This is a genomic window from Methylobacterium sp. TK31 (assembly GCF_055361545.1).
On sequence record NZ_CM143964.1, the window covers coordinates 3,021,728 to 3,042,912 of the forward strand.

General features: G+C 69.9%; 19 protein-coding genes. 6 read left to right on the forward strand and 13 right to left on the reverse strand.

Translation table 11 applies throughout. The features are described from left to right. Positions 1-11 precede the first annotated feature (11 nt). From ACXJY8_RS13990 to ACXJY8_RS14005, 4 genes are all read right to left on the reverse strand, one after another. Positions 12-3,467 (reverse strand): SbcC/MukB-like Walker B domain-containing protein, encoded by a 3,456-nt coding sequence (locus tag ACXJY8_RS13990; protein ID WP_463769844.1) that lies wholly within the window; start codon positions 3,465-3,467, stop codon positions 12-14. Between the two features lie 188 nt (positions 3,468-3,655). Then, on the reverse strand, positions 3,656-4,291 hold the full coding sequence (locus ACXJY8_RS13995) for a DUF4194 domain-containing protein (protein WP_463769846.1): 636 nt from the start codon (positions 4,289-4,291) through the stop codon (positions 3,656-3,658). Between the two features lie 101 nt (positions 4,292-4,392). Then, positions 4,393-4,662 (reverse strand): hypothetical protein, encoded by a 270-nt coding sequence (locus ACXJY8_RS14000; protein ID WP_463769848.1) that lies wholly within the window; start codon positions 4,660-4,662, stop codon positions 4,393-4,395. 191 nt (positions 4,663-4,853) lie between these two features. Then, complete coding sequence (locus tag ACXJY8_RS14005) at positions 4,854-6,242, reverse strand: Wadjet anti-phage system protein JetA family protein (RefSeq protein ID WP_463769850.1); 1,389 nt, start codon at positions 6,240-6,242, stop codon at positions 4,854-4,856. A gap of 149 nt (positions 6,243-6,391) precedes the next feature. Between ACXJY8_RS14005 and ACXJY8_RS14010 the strand changes: the two genes are divergently transcribed. Next, positions 6,392-7,039: a PRC-barrel domain-containing protein gene (locus ACXJY8_RS14010; RefSeq protein WP_463769852.1), complete on the forward strand. Its 648-nt coding sequence runs from the start codon at positions 6,392-6,394 to the stop codon at positions 7,037-7,039. Positions 7,040-7,050: 11 nt separating this feature from the next. Then, a complete protein-coding gene (locus ACXJY8_RS14015; protein WP_463769854.1) occupies positions 7,051-7,299 on the forward strand; it encodes a hypothetical protein in 249 nt (82 codons plus the stop codon). A 61-nt stretch (positions 7,300-7,360) separates the two neighbouring features. Here the strand turns inward: ACXJY8_RS14015 and ACXJY8_RS14020 are convergent, their stop codons facing one another. The 3 genes from ACXJY8_RS14020 to ACXJY8_RS14030 are packed head-to-tail and all read right to left on the reverse strand — an operon-like array spanning position 7,361 to position 9,574. Further along, positions 7,361-8,185, reverse strand: a complete 825-nt coding sequence (locus tag ACXJY8_RS14020) for an ABC transporter substrate-binding protein (protein ID WP_463769856.1) — start codon at positions 8,183-8,185, stop codon at positions 7,361-7,363. Then, on the reverse strand, positions 8,158-8,874 hold the full coding sequence (locus ACXJY8_RS14025) for an ATP-binding cassette domain-containing protein (protein ID WP_463769858.1): 717 nt from the start codon (positions 8,872-8,874) through the stop codon (positions 8,158-8,160). Before ACXJY8_RS14025 ends, ACXJY8_RS14020 begins: the two co-directional genes overlap by 28 nt. 4 nt (positions 8,875-8,878) lie before the next feature. Next, on the reverse strand, positions 8,879-9,574 hold the full coding sequence (locus ACXJY8_RS14030) for an ABC transporter permease (protein WP_463769861.1): 696 nt from the start codon (positions 9,572-9,574) through the stop codon (positions 8,879-8,881). A 73-nt stretch (positions 9,575-9,647) separates the two neighbouring features. Between ACXJY8_RS14030 and ACXJY8_RS14035 the strand changes: the two genes are divergently transcribed. Next, complete coding sequence (locus ACXJY8_RS14035) at positions 9,648-10,640, forward strand: substrate-binding domain-containing protein (protein WP_463769863.1); 993 nt, start codon at positions 9,648-9,650, stop codon at positions 10,638-10,640. On the opposite strand, the gene ACXJY8_RS14040 is transcribed toward ACXJY8_RS14035, so the two are convergent. From ACXJY8_RS14040 to ACXJY8_RS14055, 4 genes are read right to left on the reverse strand one after another with little or no spacing between them, the layout of a single operon-like run. Further along, positions 10,616-11,869 (reverse strand): molybdopterin molybdotransferase MoeA, encoded by a 1,254-nt coding sequence (locus tag ACXJY8_RS14040; protein WP_463769865.1) that lies wholly within the window; start codon positions 11,867-11,869, stop codon positions 10,616-10,618. The genes ACXJY8_RS14035 and ACXJY8_RS14040 overlap by 25 nt on opposite strands. After that, a complete protein-coding gene (gene mobB, locus ACXJY8_RS14045; RefSeq protein ID WP_463769867.1) occupies positions 11,857-12,402 on the reverse strand; it encodes a molybdopterin-guanine dinucleotide biosynthesis protein B in 546 nt (181 codons plus the stop codon). Before mobB ends, ACXJY8_RS14040 begins: the two co-directional genes overlap by 13 nt. Continuing rightward, complete coding sequence (locus tag ACXJY8_RS14050; protein ID WP_463769869.1) at positions 12,399-14,381, reverse strand: molybdopterin biosynthesis protein; 1,983 nt, start codon at positions 14,379-14,381, stop codon at positions 12,399-12,401. The genes mobB and ACXJY8_RS14050 overlap by 4 nt, the downstream gene beginning before the upstream one ends. 8 nt (positions 14,382-14,389) lie before the next feature. Then, the gene (locus ACXJY8_RS14055) at positions 14,390-15,547 is read right to left on the reverse strand and encodes a molybdopterin-binding protein (protein ID WP_463769871.1); all 1,158 of its coding nucleotides are present in this window, start codon (positions 15,545-15,547) and stop codon (positions 14,390-14,392) included. Between the two features lie 196 nt (positions 15,548-15,743). Here ACXJY8_RS14055 and ACXJY8_RS14060 point away from each other — a divergent pair, with 196 nt between their 5' ends. Beyond that, positions 15,744-17,030: a c-type cytochrome gene (locus tag ACXJY8_RS14060; protein ID WP_463780629.1), complete on the forward strand. Its 1,287-nt coding sequence runs from the start codon at positions 15,744-15,746 to the stop codon at positions 17,028-17,030. Between the two features lie 7 nt (positions 17,031-17,037). Here the strand turns inward: ACXJY8_RS14060 and ACXJY8_RS14065 are convergent, their stop codons facing one another. Both ACXJY8_RS14065 and ACXJY8_RS14070 read right to left on the reverse strand, forming a co-directional pair. Beyond that, positions 17,038-17,517, reverse strand: a complete 480-nt coding sequence (locus ACXJY8_RS14065; RefSeq protein WP_463769873.1) for a GNAT family N-acetyltransferase — start codon at positions 17,515-17,517, stop codon at positions 17,038-17,040. A 41-nt stretch (positions 17,518-17,558) separates the two neighbouring features. After that, on the reverse strand, positions 17,559-19,556 hold the full coding sequence (locus ACXJY8_RS14070; protein ID WP_463769875.1) for a 4Fe-4S binding protein: 1,998 nt from the start codon (positions 19,554-19,556) through the stop codon (positions 17,559-17,561). Between the two features lie 286 nt (positions 19,557-19,842). Between ACXJY8_RS14070 and ACXJY8_RS14075 the strand changes: the two genes are divergently transcribed. Together ACXJY8_RS14075 and ACXJY8_RS14080 are read left to right on the forward strand one after the other, a co-directional pair. Continuing rightward, a complete protein-coding gene (locus ACXJY8_RS14075) occupies positions 19,843-20,586 on the forward strand; it encodes a biotin/lipoate--protein ligase family protein (RefSeq protein ID WP_463769877.1) in 744 nt (247 codons plus the stop codon). After that, positions 20,583-21,158 (forward strand): DUF6505 family protein, encoded by a 576-nt coding sequence (locus tag ACXJY8_RS14080; protein WP_463769879.1) that lies wholly within the window; start codon positions 20,583-20,585, stop codon positions 21,156-21,158. The genes ACXJY8_RS14075 and ACXJY8_RS14080 overlap by 4 nt, the downstream gene beginning before the upstream one ends. The last annotated feature ends 27 nt before the right edge of the window (positions 21,159-21,185 follow it).

Consider the following 21,185-nt stretch of genomic DNA (forward strand, 5'->3'; position numbering starts at 1 on the left):
GCGCAGCCGCCCTACTCGGCGGCGTCGATGATCCGGAAGCCCTCTATGCCCTGGCGCTCGGGTTTGATCGCCGCGAGCGCACGCTTGGCGGCTTCCAGCGGATGCTCCGCCTCAATCCGGACGGAAGTGAGGTCGGGGCTCTTGTAGACGGTGACGATGGTGTCCATCACCTCCGTCAACGTGGTGCGCTTGTCCTCCGGCGCTGCGATGAGGAGTTGCAGGCCCCAGGCCTGGTAGAGGTCGACGAGGGCCTGGCTGTTGCGCACGTCGAGCTTCGAGAACGCCTCGTCGAGGAGACAGAGGCCGAGCCCCGGATTCTCGTCGCCCGGCCGGTCGCCTGGATAGTAGGCCGACGCGAGCGAGGCGGCGATGGCCACGTAGAACGGCGCCTGCGCCTCCCCGCCGGACCCGCGCAAAGCCCGATTCGACATGGTCGTGCGGTTGCCCGCCCGGTCTCGCATGCCGATCTCGTAGACGAAGTAGTTCCGGTAGTCGGCGAGCCGCGCCGCACTCTCTTCGCCTGCGATCAGGGCCGTGATCTCGTCGATGGCCGCGGAGAGCGGGCCGTCCGGGATCGCACCGCCCTCGTCCGGCAGGATCGCCTGAGCGGCGTCGGGGGAGCGCGCGACCTCGGTGGCCAGGGCGTGGACGGCGGCATAGCGCCGGTCGACCTCCGCCTCGAACGCATAGGTCTGACCGGTGAAGGTCTGGCTCGAAAGGCGCTCGTTCAGAGCATCGAGGCGGGCTCGGACGCGCTCGAACTTGTCGGCGAGCCGGGTCAGCAGGTCCTCGATCATCAGGCGGCGCATCTCGCTCTCCGCCCGCTTCGCCTGGTCGCGATAGCGCCGCAGCTCATGACCCGCCACCTCGTCGTAGGCCCGCTTCGCCCAGCCATAGCCGAACGAGGCCGGCGCATCGCCGGCACCCAGCGGATTCTCGACGCGCCACTGTACGCAGTACTCGGCGAGGTCCCGTTCGGCCGCCCTCCCCTGCGTCCGGGCCGTCTCGGCCGCCTCCCGGGCACGGGCGCGGGCGGTGTTGGCAAGGCTCGCCAATGCCTTGGCATCGAAGTCCGCACGCTCGGCTCGCAGCTTGGCCAGCCCCTGCGGGTCGAAAGCGTCCGGGCGGACGAGGCGGATGCGCATGCTGTCGCCGCCGCTCCAGCGCTGGTAGGCGGTCCGGCGCGCTTGCAGCGCGGCCCGGGCCGCCTCGCGGCTCGACGCCACCTTGGCCTTCAGGCCGGCCTCCTCGCCGAGGAGCAGGTCGCGCTTCGGCTCCAGCACCTGGACGAGTTCGGTGAGGTAGGCTGAACGCTCCTTCGCGAGCTCGGCGATTTCGCCCTCCAGAACGCCGGTCCCTGCGCGCTCCACGGTCTCCCGCTCGGTGGTTAGGCTGCGGCGGCGGCCCTCGATCGCATCCGCCTCGGCCCGCAGCTCGGCAAGGTCGAGGCTGGTTTCGGACAGGCGACGGGCTAGGGCGGCGGCGATCCGGCCGGCCTCGCGCAGGACATCCGCTTCCGCACGCGCCCGGCGCGCCTCAGCCACCGCCTGTTCCCAATCCTGGCGGCTCTCGGCGGTCGGCCCGCGATGACCGCGCGTCATCATCAACTGCACCGGGCGGACCACGGAATAGGCCATGCCCGAGGTGGAGCGCCCGCTCGGCGCCACGGCGCGGCTCATGTGCGCGAGGGCGGCGTCGTTCGGGGCGAGGTCGTAGCCGCCGAGTCGCGCGCCGAGAAAAGCCTGCGCATGGGGGTCCGCGGTCTCGATCAGCGCGAGCGGACCCTCGTCGTCCCGCCCGCCGCGGCGCCGGGCCGTGTCGGTCGTCTTCACCAGGAGGCAGCGATAGAACTGGCTCTTGCGCGCTTCGAGAAGTGCGAAGGCCTCGTTGAGGCGGTCGGGCTGCACCACCAGCGCCTCGCGGGCGCCGCCGAGGAGTCCCTCCAGCGCCTGCCCCCATTTCGGATCGGTGATCTCGGCCAACTCGCAGATCGGTGTCGCGACGATGCCGAGGCGCGCCAGTTCCTCGCGAAAGGCTCCGACATCGGAGGACAGGCGCGGAGCCGACGCCCGGCCCGGATTCGGGGCCGGCGCACGGGCTTGAGCCTCATTCTCCAGAGCGCGGGCGCGCAGGGCCGCGTCCTCCGCCGCCCGTTCGAGGGGCGTCGCGATCTGCGGCATCCCGGCGAGCCCACCGATCAGGGCCGCGAGAGGCCCGTCGGAACGTAGCGTTTCCTCAGGATTGGCCTCCCGGCGCAGGCCGGAACGGGCACAGGCCTCGACGAGGCGGGCGGCCTCAGGCGAGATCCTGCGGATCTCGCTGACGATCACCGCGAGCTTGCCGGCATCGAGGACGATTCCAACCAATTCGCCGACACCGGCAGCCAGGTCGCGCCGGTCACGCGCCAGCATGGCGAGGCCGGCATTGGAAGCGGCGAGGCGGCCCTCGGCGGCACTGCCGGCCAGCAGCGCCTTCTTGCCGGCGATCTCGCCGTCGATCTCGCGGACGAAGCCCTGGCTCGTGGCGACGCTCTCCCGGGCGATGCGCAGGCGCTCGGCGACGTCACGAAGCGCCTGACGCGCGGTGACGTTGTCGAGGATGCGCCGGCGCAGATCGGCATCGGCGGCACGCAGGTCGCCGAGCGCCGAGGCGAGGCTCGCTTCCGCCCAGGTCTCATAGCGTCCGAGGATGCGAGCGAGGTGGGAGAGGCGCCGCTCCAGTTCCTCGATGGTCTCGAGAAGGCGCCGCCAGGTCTCCACAGACTGGCGGATCCGGGCGACATCGAGAGGCTCGGGCTCGAGTACGAAGGACCGTACGAAGGCCGAGGAATCGAAGATCGGCTTGAACGCCACGGCGTTGGAGAAGGTGCGCAGGAAATGGCGCGGCTCCGGGACCGCCGCACCCTCGCGCAGCATACCCAGCAGTTCGGCGGTGAAGCGTTCGCCGGAAGCGCGGTACTCGTCGAAGGTCTCGCCGCGAGTCCGGAGGTCCTTGGCGATCTCGGCCCAAGGCGCGACGAAGCTGCCGCCCGCCGCCTCGCGAACGTAGTCGGCGACCTCGAAGCGGTGCCCGACATGGACGAAGCGCGAGAGGGTGGTCTCGCGGCTGTCCTCGGCCCGCGCCGCCAGGGCGAGGCCGGCCGAAACGACCCGGCCCGTCGTCTCGTTCTCGAACACGAGGACGATCAGCGTCTCGCAAGCTTCGCGCGTCGGGCGTCCGCCCTCGGCCGGGTCGCTGATCCAGCCAAGGCAGTAGTCTCGCACGGTCCGAGCGCTGCGCCCGGAGGCCGAGGCGTTGAGGGCGAGGCGGCTGGCGTTGTTGCCCGCGAGCACGGTGCCGACCGCGTCGAAGATCGTCGACTTGCCTGCACCCGTCGGTCCCACCAGCGCAGCCGCGCCCCGGATCCGGATCTGCTCGCGGCGGATCAGGTACCAGTTGGAGAGAACGATGTCGGTGAGGCGGTACACGGCCGGCGCTGGGGGTCCCGAAGCGGAAAAGACCGCCTCGGAATGGACGCTGAGCGTCGCCGATGCAAGCCGCGGCCGATGCCGGGTTGGGGACGTGGGGCTCTATCGCGGCGAGCGGTCTCCGGTCGTCGCGCCGAGACCAGCGGGTGAGGAGGGCTCTCGCGGAGCTTGGATCGCAGCCCGATCCGTCAGGCCTCCTCGGCCCCACGCGCGGCGCCCCAGGCCCGGATCTGGTCCATCCAGGCATCCGGCGACAGCACCGCGATCCCCGGAAGGATCATCAGGGGCGTGATCTTCTCGACTTTGTCACGTTCGCCGAGGCGCAGGCCGCCCTTACGGGCAAAGAGGCGCAGGATCTCGGTAAGGCGCGCCTCCTCCGGCGGATCGCTGCGCGTGGCGGTACGAATCGATTCGACGATGTCGTCGGTTGTGCATTCGACGACGCCGTCGGTAGTGACCCGGTGGGCCCGCAGGCCCTCCTCGTAGGCAAGGCGCAGGGCGAGCAGCACCAGGGTCTCGTCCTTACGAAGGCGCTCGGCCTGGGCATCGTGGCGGACGCCGTCCGGCGGGACCCGGAGGCACACCATCTGGTCGCGATGCATCACCTCGAAACCGTAGCCGAGGCAGGCGAAGTAGGCCTGGAAGAACGGGGCGTAGTGCCGGGCCAGCTCGTAGGAGCGCCCGATGCCAGGCGTTCCGGCATAGACGCACTGGCTTTTCAGCATCACTTGGAGCGCACGCGTGAGTTCTTCCTCCGAAGGTGCGCGCGCGCCGGGCGGCGGCGGCTCCTCGCCGTCGAGGATGGCGCGAAAGGCTTCGAGCATGTCGGACCCCGGGGACGCGGAATGCGCCCGCGCCGGTGGGTGTCTCTAGCCCCTCCCCGCACGTCGCGCCAAGGGCTTGCTGGCCCGCCCGCGACCCGTGATCAGGCGGCCACGGCCGGCGTCGCGCGAAACAGGGAGAGGCAGGCCGTGTCGCGGTGCATGCTGAGGATCGAGGCTCGATCGAGAGAGGGATTGGCCGCGAGGACGCGCTGAACCTCGGCCACGATGGTCTCGTAGCGGACCGGATCGTAGTTCGGTTCCAGGGGACTCACGGCGATGTAGGTCTCCACGACGAGAACCCGCTCGCAGCGCTCGCGACCGACCTCGGCGGCGATCCAGGCGTTCTTGATCAGGCATTTGGCGGCGGTCATGGGCGAACGCTCCCGCAAACTTCTGTTTCTTCGTCTCGCGTCTTGCGCGCGAGATCGAGACGAGCATGAACCCGCCCTGGACTTTTGCCAAGAGCCGGGAGTCGACACGATGATTCATCGATACCCGAGTTCGGCGAGTGATGATTTGCAGAGCCAAGCATAGACCTGGCCGGAGACCGGAACAGCCACGCTCACCGGCGTAGCGTGGGCGCCCGCTCGAGTAGGAAATCCGGACAGTCCAGCCAACCGTTCGCCACGCGGCCCTCAACGCGCGAGAGCCGGTAGCGGGCACGAAGTGAGCCGTCGAACAGGACGTCGATCTCGCGCAGGCGCTGGAAGACGACGAAGTCGTCGACGTCGGCGATTCGAATCTGCGATCCGCGGATGCTGCGCTTGGGCCCCATGCGAGCCTCGACGAAGGCCACGACGCGCTCGGGCGTCACCGCGACCCGCTCGCGGAACGCGTCCTTGGCCGCGATGAAGGCCTCGATCACGGGGTCGATCTCGATCTCCGGCAACGGCTCCGACTCGATCGCCGCACGGCGCAGACGCGGCGCATAGCAGTGCGGCTCCCCGATCGGCGGCCGGAAATGCGAGACCTGGGGATCGGGCAGGCCGGCGAGATCGTCGTCGGCACCCGCCACCGCGCGCAAGGCGGCGGCGGTCCGTTCGATCCTGTCGGAGTCTCGATGGTCGAGGTAGCGCAGGGTGGCGGCGATCCGGCGCTCGAGCCGGGCGACGATGTCCGCGACGGCATCGAGGTGGCGGTCGAGCCCCTCGAAGATCGCCAGGATCTCGGCGAGGTCGCTGCGGACCGCCCGCTCGGCGCTGTCACGGTCCGGAGCTCGCCCTTCCCGGAGGCCCGCATCGGTCAGTGCCCGCAGGGTCAGGGGATCGCGCAGGGCCCGGCCGGCCTCGCGCACGATACCGGACCGGAAGCGGAACGGATTGAAGCGTGTGTGCAGCGTCCGGTAGTCGCTGACGAGGTGACGGGCCACGAACTCCTCGAAATACAGCCGCAGGGCGACGCCCTGGTTCGCCTCGCGCAGGATGCGTTCCTCGCTCTTGCGCATCGATCCGGCGAGGCTGCGCAGATGGCTCAGGAAGGTGCGCGCGGACTTGGCCGCGTTCACCAGGGCCTCGGAGCGTTCGGCCGGGTTGGCGATGGCGCTCTCGAGGCTGCCCAGCACATCGAGGACGGCGCCCCCGTAGGAGCGTCGCTCCCCCCGGTCGAGGCGCGCCAGTTCCTCGATGACCATTCGGGCCTCCGGGTCGAATTCGACCACCGGGACGTAGCGCTCTCGCCGCTCGACCAGCCAGCCGGCATCGAGGAGACGGCGATAGACCACCGAACGACGCTCGCTTGGCTCGACGGGTACCGCGCTCTCGTCGTCGATCTCCCGGTCAACGAAATCGGCGGCGAAGTCCCCGATCGCGATCAGGAGTTCGCTCTTGCGCAGCGGTTCGGCTGTGTCCCCGAAGACGCGGCCGTGCAGGTGCAGCAGCAAGGCCGCATTGAAGGCCCGGCTCGACGAGGCGAGGGGCTTGAACAGGTCGTCGGAGAGATGCGTGAACAGCATGGCGAAGCGGAGAGATCAGCCCCGACCGGGGCTGAGAGTCAAATCGCACGCGGCTGACCGGAGGGCCGACCTGAACTCTCAGCGCTGCCGGTGCGTTGTCCGGCGGTTGTTCGCGTTCCGCGAAGCCAGCCGATTTCGTGGAGTCTGCCATGTCGACCCCCCGCCGGAGTGCCCTGCTCCTCGCCGTGTCCCTCCTCGCCGTTCCGGCCCTGACCGAGGGCCGCGCCGTTGCGCAGCCGGCCGCGCAGGACAGCGGCAGCGGATTTGCGCTAGCGTTGCCGGGCACCATCCGCGGCTCGAAGATCATCGGCCTGCCGGTGGTCGGAATGGATCACGTGCGCGTCGGATCGATCGAGGACGTGCTCATCGGCGACGCCGGCAAGGTCGAAGCCGTGGTGATCGGCGTCGGCGGCTTCCTCGGCATCGGTGAGAAGCTGGTGGCGGTCGCCTACGACACGGTCGCTTGGAACATGAAGGATGTCCCCCTTACGAGCGGGCCGACCTCGGTGACGACGCCGGAGACAAAACCCAGCGCCGAGGCCGCCGCTCGGGTGACGCCCGAAACGATGCCGGGAGCCGACACCAGCCGCGAGGTGCTCGGCGCCGTCCAGAACAAGCACACCGATCAGGTCACATCGGCTACGGGCACCGTCGACGAAACCAAGAAGCCGACGGCGGGTCGCGCCACGGCCCTGGCCGGCGGCGTGCCCGTGGAAGCCGAGATCCGGATGACGAAGGCGCAGCTCACTGCAGCTCCGGCCTTCCAGTACGGCGCGGCCCGCAAGGCCGAGAAGTAGGAACCCAGGACATGATGCCGATGCCCCGCACCCTGGCGATCACCGTCCTCTTCTGGACCGCGACCCTCGGCACAGCCCTCGCCCAAGCGACCAATCCGGCCCCGCCGATCCCGGAGACCGGACCGGCCGGCTCGAACTCCTCGGCCGCCAATGCGGCGGCCACGGATTTCAATTGGATCTGGCTCAGCCTCGTGATCGCGGTGATCGCGCTCGGCGTCTGGTACGTCGCGCGGCGGCGGCAATCGGGCAACATCCGCTGAGTTTCCTGCAACGGTCGCGCGGTCCGAATCGCGCGCGGCCGTCGATTCGCGGACCTTACGGCTACTGGCCGGCGCTGGGGAAGAACAGCTGCTTGCCATCGATCTTGTAGCTCGCGATGGCGGCTTGACCATCCTGCGAGACCAACCAATCGATGAAGGCCTGTCCCTCCTTGGCCTTCACGCCCGGGTGCCGGGCCGGATCGACGAGCATCACCCCGTAGGGATTGAACAGGCGCTTGTCGCCCTCCACGAGGATCGTGAGATCGCCGTGGTTCTTGAAGGAGAGCCAAGTTCCGCGATCGGCCAGCAGGTAGGCGTTCAGGGCCGAGGCCGTGTTGAGCGCCGGGCCCATGCCTTGGCCGATGTCGCGGTACCAATCTCCCTTGACCGCCGCGAGGTCGACGCCCGCCTCCTTCCAGGTCCGCAACTCGGCACTGTGCGTACCGGACCGGTCGCCGCGCGAAACGAAGGGGGCCCTGGCTGCCGCGAGCTTGTCGAAGGCGGCGACGACGTCACCGCCGCGTACGCCCGCCGGATCGGTCTTCGGGCCGATCAGGACGAAGTCGTTGTACATCACGTCCCAACGCTTCGTGGCGAAACCCTCGGCCAGGAACTTCTCCTCGGCCGGGCGGTCGTGCACCAGCACCACGTCGGCGTCGCCGCGACGGGCCGCATCGAGAGCCTGGCCGGTCCCGAGGGCGACGACCTTCACGGCGATGCCGGACTTCGCCTCGAACAGCGGCAGCAGATGCTTGAACAGGCCCGACTGCTCGGTGGAGGTGGTGGAGGCCACGACGATGGAGGCCGGTTCGGCCCGCAGGCCGGAAGCGGCGTCGAGGGCGAACAGGAGGCCGAAGGTCAGGAGGCCGCGGCGAAGGATGTCCAAGGGAGTTCTCCGGTGATGTAGGCCCGCGTCTCGGGGGCCTGGGGCGAAGTGAGGAGCGCTCGGGTCGGTCCCTCTTCGACGGCGCGCCCGCGGGCGAGCACCACGACGTCGGCGGCGAGCCGCGTGACCTGTCCGAGATTGTGGGAGACGAGCACGACCTTGGCGCCCCGCCGGGCAATGTCGGCGATGAGGCCTTCCACCAGTTCGGTGGCGCCCGGATCGAGGTTGGCCGTTGGCTCGTCGGCAAGCAGGAGGTCCGGCTCGGCCGCCCAGGCGCGCGCCAGGGCCAGACGCTGCTGCTCGCCGCCGGAAAGGCGCGTCGCCGGTGCCTCCGCCCGGTCGCCGAGGCCGACGCGGACCAGCGCGGCGCGGGCGCGGCTCGTCCGCTCGCTCCGCGACAGGCCGAGGGGCTCCAGCGCGAGGGCGACGTTGGCGATGGCACTCGTCCGCAGCAAGGCGGGCCGCTGGAAGACGAAGGCACGGCGGACGAGGCCCTCGCCGATGATCCGTACCGCGCCGGTATCGGGCTTGAGCAGGCCGTCGATGACCCGGAGCGTGGCGCTCTTGCCAGCGCCGTTCGGCCCAATCAGCGCCGTGATGCCGGTGGCGGCGATGCGGGCGCTCAGGCCATCGAGAATGGTGGTGCCGTTTCGAGCCAGCGTGAGTCTGTCGAGTTCGATCGCGGGCATCGGGTCAGCCGTAGGCGCGCACGGCGTGGGCGCGCAGGATCGCCGCCACCGCGTTGACCAGCACGACGAGGCCGATCAGCACCAGCCCGAGGGCCAGGGCGAGGCTGAGGTCGCCTTTCTGGGTCTCCAACGAGATCGCCGTGGTCATCGTGCGGGTGTGACCGTCGATGTTGCCGCCCACGACGAGTACGGCGCCGATCTCCGAGATCGCCCGTCCGAAGGCGGCGAGCGCCGTCGTCACCAGGGAGAAGCGGGTGTCGTGAATCAGCGCCCGCGCCCGGCGCAGCGCCGACAGGCCGAGCGAGCGCAGCTGCTCGCCGAGATGCGCCTCCGCATCGGCCACCACCTGCTGCGTGAGCGCGGCGATGAGCGGCGTCGCCAGCACCGCCTGGGCCGCCACCATCGCGGCGGGGGTGAACAGGATTCCGAGGGACCCAAGTGGCCCCGAACGTGACAGCACGAGGTAGAGCATCAGCCCGACGATGACCGGGGGCAGACCCATGAAGGCGTTGAGAAGCCCGACCAGCACCGGCCGACCCGGAAAATTCGCCACCGCCAGGAATGCACCGACCGGAATCCCGATGCAGAGCCCTATCCCCACGGCCGTCAGGCTGACGCGCAGGGACAACCAAGCGATCGCGAGGACGTCGCGGTCGAGGGTGGCCAGACGTGAAATCGTCTCCTGGAAGGTCTGAAGCATCGGTCCCGGGCTGTACGAAGCCTCACGGGATGATACGGGGTGAACGGAAAGATCAATAGGAAAGACCTTGCTGATGCCGACGTCGACGGTCCTGGCACTGCAGGCCGATGGCGACTGGAACGGTCTCGCACTGCGCCAGACCTTTGCCTTGCTCGATGCACTCGCCGGCTCGACCTCGCTCCTCGCGGCGGCACGGAAGCTCGGGATTTCCTATCGCTCGGCCTGGAGCCGGGTCTCCAGCCTCGAGACGGCGCTTGGACAGCCGGTGACGATCAAGACCAAAGGCCACGGCACCGCCCTCACACCCTATGGCCGCGCGCTGCACGCCGCGCTGGCGGAGATGTACGACCGGCTCGGCCCGATCCTCGCCGCCGAGGCGGACCGGACCGCCGTGGCGTTGCGGTCGCTGGAGATTCGTGCGCCTGCCACGCTGCGGCTCGCCGCGAGCCACGATCCCCTGCTCCTGGGTATCCTCGATGACATTCCAGGCATTGAGTTGGCCGTGGCCGGGAGCCTCGATGCACTGGCTCACCTCCGTGCAGGCTCGGCGGAGGCAGCTGGTTTCCATTACGGCTCGGAAGGCGCGGCACCGTCGCCCTTCGACGTCCTGTTCCGCGACCCGGACCTCACCGTGAGGCCGCTGTTCCGCCGCCAGCAGGGTCTGATGCTGCCCCCGAGCAATCCAGGGGGCGTGACGTGCGTGGAAGACATCGCCCGCCTCGGGCTGCGCTTCGTGAACCGTCAGCGCGGGGCCGGCACCCGCATCTGGTTCGAGCGCCTCTGCGCCGAAGCCAGCCTCGACATGGGGGCGATCCGGGGCGCCCAGACCGAGGAATTCACGCACCAGGCCGTCGCCGCACTGATCGCTACCGGCGCGGCGGATGTCGGGATGGGGACGCCCGCGGTTGCCGAGCGCTTCGGCCTCGCCTTCCACCCGTTCGGCTGGGAAACCTACTTCCTGGCGGCGCGGACCAGCGTCGATGAAGCGGTGCTGGCCGGGCTGGTAGAGGCCGCCACCCGTGCGGCTGGCGCCACCCTCGGCTACCAGAGTACGGCGTGCGGGTAGAAGGTGAGGATGTCCCCCGGTGCCACGGCCGTCACGGCATCGCCAAGTTCGACGAGCCCGTCACTTTCCGTCAGCGATGAGAGAACGCCGGCGCCCTCCCGAGGGTACTTCACCGCTTCCAGGACGGCATCGCCACCGAGGGCGACGCTGACCCGGACGAACTCGCGCCGACCCGCCTTCTTGCGATAGGCGAAGGCCGCCCGGACGGGTTGGCCGAGGGGCGCGACGTCGAGGGCGCCGCCGAGGCGGGTGAGGAGCGGGCGCACCACGAAAAGGAGCGTGACATAGACGGCGCCGGGATTGCCCGGGAGCCCGACGAACGGCGTGCCGTCGACGACGCCCATCGCCACCGGACGGCCAGGCTTGATCGCCAGACGCCAGAACATGAGGGAACCCACCGCCTCGACCGCCGCCTTGACGTGATCCTCCTCGCCCGTGGACACGCCGCCCGAGGTCAGGATCAGGTCGTGGTCGCGTGCCGCCTGCCGCAGGCGCACGGAGAGAGCGTCGGGCTCGTCGCGCAGGATGCCGAGATCCACGACGGCGGCGCCGAGACGCGTCAGCAGGGTCGCGAGCATCACCCGGTTCGAATCGTGGATCGCACCGGAAGGCAGCGGCGCTCCGGGCTCCGTGAGTTCGTCGCCGGTGGAGAACAGGGCCACTCGCAGGCGGGTGCGCACTGCGATCCGGTCGTGCCCCGAGGCCGCCGCGAGGGCGAGGTCCTGCGGGCGCAGGCGCCGTCCGGCCGGAATCGCGCAGGCGCCGCGCGCGATGTCCTCGCCGGCGTCGCGGGCGTTGGCGCCCCGCTTCAGCCCGGGCGGCAGCACGACCGCATCGCCCTCGCGCCGCACGTCCTCCTGCATGAAGACCGTGTCGGCACCCGGCGGCATCGGAGCACCGGTGAAGATCCGGATCGCTCCGCCATCGGCCGTCACGGCCTCGACGGCCGCACCCGCCGGCAGCCGGCCACGCACTGCGAGCCGCGTCTCGCCATCCGGGCTGAGGTCGCGATGCCGGACCGCGTACCCGTCGACGGCCGAGTTCGCGAATGGGGGGACATCGTGCAGCGCCGGCACGTCCTCGGCCGCGATCCGCCCGTCGGCCTGCCCGAGGGCCAGCCACTCGGCGCCGGCGAGCACCGGGAGGCGCTCGCCGATCAGCGCCACGGCGTCCTCGATGCGCATCAGCGCGCCGCCGAAGGCGAAGCAATCATCGGTCAGCTGGGCCATGATCCCTCCACATGCGCCAGCGCCGTCTCCAGCGGTTCCGCCAACGCGAGGATCAGATCGGCGATCACCGCGATGGCGTCGAGATCGATCACCGGTATCACGGCCTCCGGGAAGGTCCGGTCACTCGCGACGGCGACGATGCGGGGATCGTCGGGATGGATCGGAGGCTTGCCGATGGCGGTGCGATGCACCTCGAGCTTGGCGTGGCCCTCGCGCTTGAAGCCCTCGACGATGACGAGGTCGCAAGGCGAGAGACGGCGCAGGAGGTCGCCGAGCCCCGCCTCCCGCTCATCGCCGATCTCGTGGATCTGAACCCAGCGCCGCGACGAGGACACGATGACCTCAGAAGCTCCGGCCTCGCGGTGAACGTAGGAATCCTTGCCGGGCCGATCGACGTCGAAGGCGTGGTGCGCATGCTTGATCGTCGCCACCTTCATGCCGCGGGTGACGAGCAGCGGGATCAGACGGGACAGGAGGGTGGTCTTGCCAGCGCCGCTCCAGCCGGCGAGGCCGATGACACGCGCGCGGTTCACGATGCGTCCACGGGCGAGAACCCGGCTTCGTCCAGGAGGGCGCGGGTCTCGGGTTCGCGCAGGCAAGCCAGGAACGCGGCCAGCGCCGGCCGGTCACGCTGGTCGCCCCGGAAAGCGAAATCGTAGCGCTCGTCGGCGAGCGGCAGGAAACCGAGGCCGTAGGCGCGCGCCACCGTGGCGATGGCGACGCCCCAATCGGCCCGGCCCTGCGCCACTGCCGCCGCCACCGCGTTGTGCGAGCGCGGCTGGTTCCAGAAGCCCGGCGGGCGCACGCCCTTCAGGAGGCCGTCGATCAGGGCCCGGGTTCCAGAACCTGTGTTGCGGTTGACCATCGCGGTCTCCGGTTCGGCGAGGGCCGCCGCCACGGCCTCCGCCGCCGAACGGCCCTCGAACAGCGGATCGCCCGGCCGGAAGACGATACCCTGCAGGCGCCCCCAACCCTCGGCCAGCACCATGCCGGGCGAGAGGAACGGCCGGTTGTAGATTCCCGTCTCGCCGTCGAGGAGATGCATCGCGGCGAGATCGCATTCGCCCCGGGCAAGGGCGGCGAGTCCGCCGGCCGAGCCGACCCAGATGGGCCGTACACGGAGCCGACGCTCGGCGAGGCGGCCGATCACCCGGTCGAGGCCGACGCAGTGGCTTCCGATGATCGTCAGGTCCGGCGGCCGAACGCCGGCCCCGAGGCGGGTGACGGACACAGTCTCGCCGGCTTCCATGCCGGCTCGGGCGGCGGGGATCGCGAAGAAGCCGTCGGCCTGCGAGAAGGCTGTCACCGAACCGGAGCCCTTCGCCAGGGGAAGCGCACGCAGGCCGTCCTCCGTCTCCGCCAGGGCGGTCATCACGAATTCCGTTCGGCCGCGTTCGGAGGGGACCCGCTGGGGCAGGATCGCGGTGACGCTGGTTTCCTTCCGCGGCGGCAGGGCCGCCATTGCCCGTACGAGAGGCACCACGACATCGTGGAAGGTAAACATCGCCGAGGTCGGAAAGCCCGGCAGCACGACGATGGACGTCCCACCGGCCACCGCGAGGCAGAGGGGCTTACCGGGCTTCAGGGCGACGCCGTGCACGAGGATGCCGGGCTCGCCCAGACGCTGGAGGATGCGGTGCGAGACATCGCCGGCGCCTTTCGAGGTCCCGCCCGACAGTACGACGATGTCGCTCTCAGCGACGGCAGCGCGCAGGGCCGCTTCCAGGGCCGCTTCGTCGTCGCGAACGATGCCGAGCGGCCATACCGTGCCACCGTTCTCGACCACGGTGGCAGCCACGATCGGTCCGTTGGAATCGTAGATCGACCCCGCCACGAGCCTTTCACCCGGAGCGACCAGTTCGTCTCCGGTGGACAGGACCGCCACACGGGGGCGGCGAACCACCTCGACGGCGGCAATTCCGCAGGCGGCCAGCATGCCGATCTCCCGCGCGGTGACCAGCATCCCCCTGCGCAGGACGGTCTCGCCCGAGGCCATGTCGGCCCCGGCATAGCCGATGAACTGGCCCGGCCGCGCCGGCTGCGCGAGGTCGATCGCGAAGCCGTCCGGCCGGAACTCGGTCTGCTCCACCATGACAACGGCATCGGCACCACGCGGCACGACCCCGCCCGTGGCGATCGGCGTCGCGGTGTCGGGGGCCACGGCCAGGGCCGGCGCAACGCCGCAGGCGAGGATCTCACGGTTGAGCGTCAGGCGGCGAGGCTCGGCCTCCCCAGCACCCTCCGTGTCGGCGGCACGGAGCGCGAAGCCGTCGACGAGGGCGCGGTCGAAGGGGGGTACGTCGATGGGCGAGGCGACGTCGTGGGCCAGCACCCGTCCGAGGGCGTCGGAGAGCGCGACGGTCTCGGACGGCAGGGCTACGTGCGGCACGGCCGCCCGGAAGCGTTCGATGGCTTCTTCGCGACTGACGACGGTAAGGAACTGTTCCTGGCGGGCGGCCTGTGCCAGCCGAACGAGAAAGTCGGCTTCGTCGGAATCGATGTCGCTCGGCACTTCGGCGCTCACAGGGATAGGCCCGAAACTACGCTGCCGGCGGCGCAGCCTTCCGATTCCGGACTGACGAGGATCGCCGCATCGGCCTGGATCAGTTTGGCGAGAGGCAAATCGCTGCTGCCCAGCGGCAGGAGGCCGTCGCGCGTCCGGCGGGCGTAGACGAGTTCGCTGAGGCCGATGGTGGAGGCGATCTTCCGCAGGAGGGGCGCGGAGATCTCCGCGAGGGGAACGGCTCCGGACAGCTTCGCGATCAGCGGGCGACCGAGGGTGAGGAAGACGCTCAGAGCCGCATCGAGACGCCCCGGCAGCAACAGCACGGCGCGTCCTCCGACCTCGCCGAAGCCTGCGGTTTCGCCGGGCCTGAGGGCGATGCCGTGCGCCTTCAGCGTTCCTGCCGCGGCCAGCCCGGCAGCGGCATGATCGTTCCGACCGAACCCCGTGCCGCCGATCACCAGCACGGCATCGCCATCCTGCGTCCGGAGCACGTCCGCGATCGCCTCCGGTGTCCCAGCGATCACGACCTCGGCGACCGTCGCACCTTCCTCGGCCATGAGGTGTGCCAGGAGCGGCGACAGGGTATCGCGTTCGGGCGCCCCGGCGACGACCAGGGTCAGGCGCGGCCGGCGCAGGGCGATACTCTCGATCCCGGCCGCCTGGAGAGCGAGGCGGTGCAGAGCCGTGATCCGCTGACCCGTGGCCGCCAGCAGGGCGCCGGGCGCGGCTTCCGCCCCGATGGCACGAATGCCCTCCCCGATGGGGGCATCGGCGACGATGAACGTCCCCTCGATCGCTTCGGGCGGCAGGATCGTGTCGGTGCCGTCCGTCAGCTCGTCACCGGCCTCGATCCACAGAAGTCCGCGCGGAGCGAGGATCGGCGCATAGGCCGAAGCGCCGATGACGTCCGCGCCCCGAACGGCCCAGCCGTCCCGCAGGGCGGTCTGACGATCCGGGATGGCTCGCGTCGCGTGACAGTCGTTCGCGCAGATCCCGCCCAAGGCCTCGCCGAGGGGCATGGCTTCGGGGGCGACCGGCGCCAAGCGTTCCGTCAGCGCGCCGACGGCCTGTGCCAGGGGCATCAGGGCCGAGGACGCGGTCCGGCGCGGTGCGGGTCCCGATGCGGACGAACCGGCCTCCGTCTCGATGGCGCTGCGGGCGGGAGCGATCATGCCCTGAGCGATGCGCCATCGCCGAGCGATGATCAAGCGGCTCCCGGACATACCGCGTCACCGGGTCCCGTCCTCGAGCAGCGACATTCCGGCGGTGGATCGTCTAGATCTGGATGGCGCGCCGACGTTCCGGCGCTTCATCCCGGGGGATGCGTTGCGGGGATTCGACGAAGCCTTGGTCAAGCACGCAACGTTGCTGCAAGCACTTGCCGTCTGCTTCCTCGCCGTATGCCTGTCCGCGTCACCCGCCGATGCACAGTTGCGCGGACATGGCGGCCCGGTGCGGGCCCTGGCCGTCGCGCCGGGGGGTGGGCTGGCGATATCCGGCGGCTTCGACCAGGCTGCGATCCTCTGGGCGATCGATACCGGGACCGCACTGACCGTCCTGCGTTTTCATGACGGTGCGGTGAACGCCGTCGCGGCCCTGGCCGACGGCGGTTTCGTCACGGCTTCGGAGGATGCCCGTGTCGCCCTCTGGCAGGCCGGCCAATCCGAGCCCGAGCGGGTGTTCGCCGAACACACCGGACCGGTGGCGGGGCTGGCCGTCTCCCCCGACGAGACCTTGCTGGCCTCGGCCTCGTGGGACGGGACGGCCCGCATCCGGCCCATCGCCGGTGGGCCGGCCCGGGTGCTCGAGGGCCATCAGGGCAACGTCAACGCCGTCGGCTTCCTGCCGGACGGGCGGCCCGTCACCGCCGGTTACGACGCGACGCTGCGAATCTGGCCCTCCGCCGACGATCCGAAGGGCGTTCCGGTCGTCCTCACGTTGCCGACCATTCTCAATGCACTGGCGGTGACCCCGGATGGCGAGGTCGCGGTCGGGGGCGGAGACGCGGTCGTGCGCCTCCTCCGCCCGGACGGCACCGTCCGCGCGTCCATCGAAGTCGGACCCAATCCGGTGATCGCCCTGGCCCCCTCCCCCGACGGCACCCGAATCGCGGCCGCAACCGCGGGGGGTGCGGTCGCGCTCATCGACCGGGAGTCGGCGACGGTCCTTCACCGGCTCGTCGGCCCGGGCCTTCCGGTCTGGTCCATCGCCTGGCGGCCGGATGGACGCGAGCTTCTCACCGGCGGCAGCGACCGCCTGGTCCGCCGCTGGAATGCGCTGACCGGCGAGCCGATAGGAGCCCTGGCGATGCCCCGTCCCGCCGATACGCTCGCCGCCTATCATGGGGATCGCGGTGCCGAGGTGTTCCGCGCCTGCGTCGCCTGCCACGCCCTGACCCCCGAGGACGGACCACGCGCGGGCCCGACCCTCGCCGGCATCATGGGCCGGCGGATCGCCACCGCGCCCGGCTATCGATACTCCGACGCCCTGAAGGCCATGGACATCGTCTGGGACGCGCGAACCATCGCCCAGCTCTTCGAAATCGGCCCCGCCCGCTACACCCCCGGGACGCGGATGCCGGAACAGATGATCACCCAGGCCGAAGACCGCGAGGCGCTCGTGAAGTTCCTGGAGAGCGCCACGGCCACGCGCTGATCGGATCTTACAGGGACCAGATCATGTAATGCGCCTCTGCGCCATAGGTCGCGAGCTTCGTTGCCATTACAGGATCAAGCTCGTGAATTCGGAATCCCTGACGCTGCCAGAACGCGGCCGACCGGTTGACGGCGACTAGGGCGAGGCAGTGCACGCCCGCCCGGCAAGCCCGTGCGACCAGCGTCGCCAGACCGGCACGCGCATACCCGCACCCAGAAAATTCCGGGTCGATTCCCAGATCGTGCAGGTAGGCGCTGCCCTCCGCCACTGGCACCGGCGCCAGCGGCTCGTTCAAGGGCGGGATACACCCCAGCGGCCACGGATACGCCATCGCGTAACCCACGATGTTGTGTTCCTCATCGCTCAGGCTGAGGCATAGGTCGGCTCCCAGCGCCAGCCGCTCGGCGAAACACGACACCGCCTCCGGATGGTCCGGAAACAGGCGGTCGGCGAGGGCGACGACCTGCCCGAGGTCGCGCGCCTGCATGCTCCGCCACATCCAGGCGCCCATCGAGATCGCCGATCGGGCTAGATCGCTTCGCCACGGGCAGCGCGCTCGCGCAGATAATCCTCGGTGGTCCGCGGACGGTCGCGCTCAGGGCCTGCATGGGGGTCGAAGCCCTGATTCACCGCGACCTCGACGCGACAGTCTTCGCACATCATGAGTGCCTGGACACGGGCCTCGCCGGCCTCGCCCCGGAACATCCAGTGTCGATCGCGCAGCTTCTCCACCACCCGCTCGATGGTGCTGCGCGTGCCGAACGGCTTGGCGCATGCGATGCAGGCGAACGGCTCTTCTTCCTTCACGATTCGGCGCGGTGCAGCCCAGGCCTCGAAATCGACGCCGGGCTCCAGCGTAATGACGCTCTCCGGGCAAGTGTTGGCGCAGAGACCGCACTGGACACAGAGGCTCTCCTCGAAGGCGAGGAACGGACGGTCTGTGCTGTCCGACAGCGCATGGGTCGGGCAGGCACCGACGCAGGCGAGGCAGAGCGTGCAATCCTCGGTCCGAAAATCCAACCCGCCGAACGGCGCCCCCGCAGCGAGGGCCACCTGCGCCACCGGTTTCGGCGCCGCGGCATGCAACTCGCTGAATGCGAAGCGCAGCACCTCGCGCTTACCGCCGACCGGCATGAACCGGGACGGAGCTCGCGCCGGCGTGCCGATGGAGGCAGTCGCCAGCGCCGCCCCCAGGGTATCGGGGTCGTCGGTCTCGATCAGCGAGACGACGGAGTCCGGACCGGCACCGCCATAGCCGAGGCCGCGTGCCAGGGTATCGCCGAGGACGGCCGCGCGGCGCAGGCTATCCAAGTCGTGCTTCGGCCGGTCTCGGGCGAGGATACGGACGCCGGTGGCGCCGTAGGCGAAGAGCGCCGCGAAGGCTTCCGGTCCGAGCTGGGTGATCTCGTTCACTCGTACCGGCAGGACCCGAGCCGGCAGACCGTCGCCGTGGCGGGCCAGCGCATCGATTAGAGGTTCGCCGTGGGCTCCATCATGGAACAGCACCACGGCGTCGCGGCCCCCGGCTGCTCCGTAGGCCAGCATAAGGGCGCGCAGACGCCGCATCAGCGCATCGGCCGGTGGCAATGCGTAGGCCGCGGCGCCGGTCGGACAGACCGAGGCGCAGTTTCCACAGCCAGCGCAGATGTAGGGGTCGATCGCGACCGTATCACCGGCCGACGTGATCGCCCCGGTGGGACAAACCTCGAGGCAGCGCGTGCAGCCGGTGATGCGCGAGCGCGAATGGGCGCAGAGCTCGGCGTGAAAATCGACGAAGCGCGTCTTGTCGAAGGTGCCGACGAGGTGAGACGCCTCCGCGATCAGGCGCTCGACCGAAGCCGGGTCGCGCGGATCGGCTCGGAGGTAGCCGAGCCGAACCTCGTGCGCCGGGAACAGGGGCGTGCCGCCGGTGACATCGATGACGATGTCACAGGTCGAGTTCGCCCCGTTGCGGCCCGGTCCGAACAGAAGCTGCGACCGGGATGAAGGTGCCGGAAGCGCATAATCATCGATGCGCAACTCGAAGGCGCCGAGCCGGCCCGTGGCGCCGGCGACGGTGCCCTGCACGATCGGAAAGTCATTGCGGATGGGCGGCTCGACGGCCTCGGGCCGAGTCAGGAGCACCGTCACGTCGAGGTGTTCGGCGAGTCGGCGGCCGACCTCAATGGCGTCGGAATCGCGACCGTAGATCAGCGCGACACCCTGGCTCTCGATCGCCACGGTCGCGGCATCCGGCACGGGCTCGGCGCAGGCTGCGAGCAGCGCTGCCATCTTCGGACCGGCCTCGCGTGCCTGCGCCGACCAGCCCGCCGTCTCTCGGATCTTGGCGTAGGCGACGCGATCCTCTGCGCCGACCTCGGAGGCGACCTCGTCGAAGAGCGGCGACTGCAGCGTGCAGGAGACCGTCACGGGCCCGCCAGCCTGCAGGGCGGAGCGGAACCGGTCCAGTTCTCGGCCACAGAGCTGATCTGCGAGCTTCACGGTTCCTGCGCATCCGCGTCCGATCGCATCGGCATCGAGCGGCATCGTCTTTTCGCAGGAGCAGGCGAATACGATACGGTCTGACACGGATGGACCCTGAATCGAGCGACAGAAGGATTGCGACGGTGGACGAACAGGCGCGGAGATGGCCCCTTCGCGTCGTCGCTCGTATCCCATATACTCAAACGGTTCAAAACTACGATCCGACACCAGCGCGCAGCGACGTCGCGTCCCGCGCGAATCTTGCGGCTTGTGGTGCGGTCATCGGCAAGACATGTCGTCCGGAAGTGTCGTCACCCTGAATCCAACGTCGAGTTCCCTCCACCCCGCGATGCCAACGCTGCCCCCCGCAATCGACCCGATAGCCCTCGCCCTCCCACCGGCCTTCACCGCACGTGTGGCACCGCCCGGAGCCGATGCATTCCGGGAGGCGCTGACCCTTGCGGATCGTGAGGGTTCTGATGCGGCTGGGACCCTCCTGCTGGTCGGGCGCGCGGGCATCCTCGATGTCGCGGTGATTTTGGCACCGGACGAGCCCCTGGCTTCCGCCCGCCGCGTCTTCCTCGCGGCGATGACAGCGCTGGCCGACGCGGTCGGTTCCCATGGGCCACCCGAGATGCCCCTGACCTTCGCTTGGCCCGACACGCTGGTCTTCGATGGTGCCCGCCTCGGAGGCGGGCGCTTGGGCTGGCCCGAGGGGTGCGCTGAGGACGCCGTTCCGGATTGGCTGGTTTTTTCCGCCATGCTGATCCTCTCCAAGACCGAGGCGGGTGATCCAGGCCTCACCCCAAACTCCACCGCCCTCGACGAAGAAGGCTTCCCGGCCGAGATCCGCGATCCCCTGGTGGAGAGCTTCGCCAGGAACCTCGTCCACACGTTCTCCGTCTGGTCGGAGGATGGTTTCTCAGGAATTGCGGCCCGTTACCTCGCGCACCTACCGACACCGGCGGGCCTGAAGGTGCGTATCGATCCGGTCGGCGACATCATCCTCGGCGATGCCGAGCGCTGGCCCCTGGCGCCCCTGCTACTGGAGCCAGCGTGGCTCGATCCGCACACCGGGACGGTCCGACTATGACGGCGCTCAGGCTGCCGCGCACCTTGCGGCTCGACCCGTCCGATACCTTCGTTTTCGCGCATCCAGCCGAGCCCGGCGAATGGGCAGTGACGGGATCGTTTCTGTTCTGGGACCAGGATCTGACGGCGCTTGAGGGCAAGGCCCGCGCCGCCTTCCGATCCGGTTTCGTCGGAGTCACCTCGTTGGGATTCTCGACCCTCGTGGTCGTGAGCGAGGCCACCGAAGCCGAGCGCGACGCAGCGGTGGAGACCCTCGCCCAGCACATCCACGAGCATCTTGGTGCACCGGATCGAGAGACCGCGCGGGCGGCGGCCCGCGAAGAGATCGACTTCTCGGCATCGCTTTGCGGTGTCCCGGTCGGAAGCGTCGTGGCGATGCACCGGACGCAGACGAACGGCGAGATCTTGGAAGCCTTCCGGACACTTCACCAACGGGATGCCGGGACGCTGGGTGCCGACCGCCTGCATGCTCATGCCCGCGCCTTCCGCTTCGTGGAGACCGATGACGAGGAACCCGAGGAACGGGCTGACCTCATTGGTCTCGCGCGGGCTTCGACCGCTTCAGGAACCTGATCGATGTCACATTTCTCTGCCGGACAG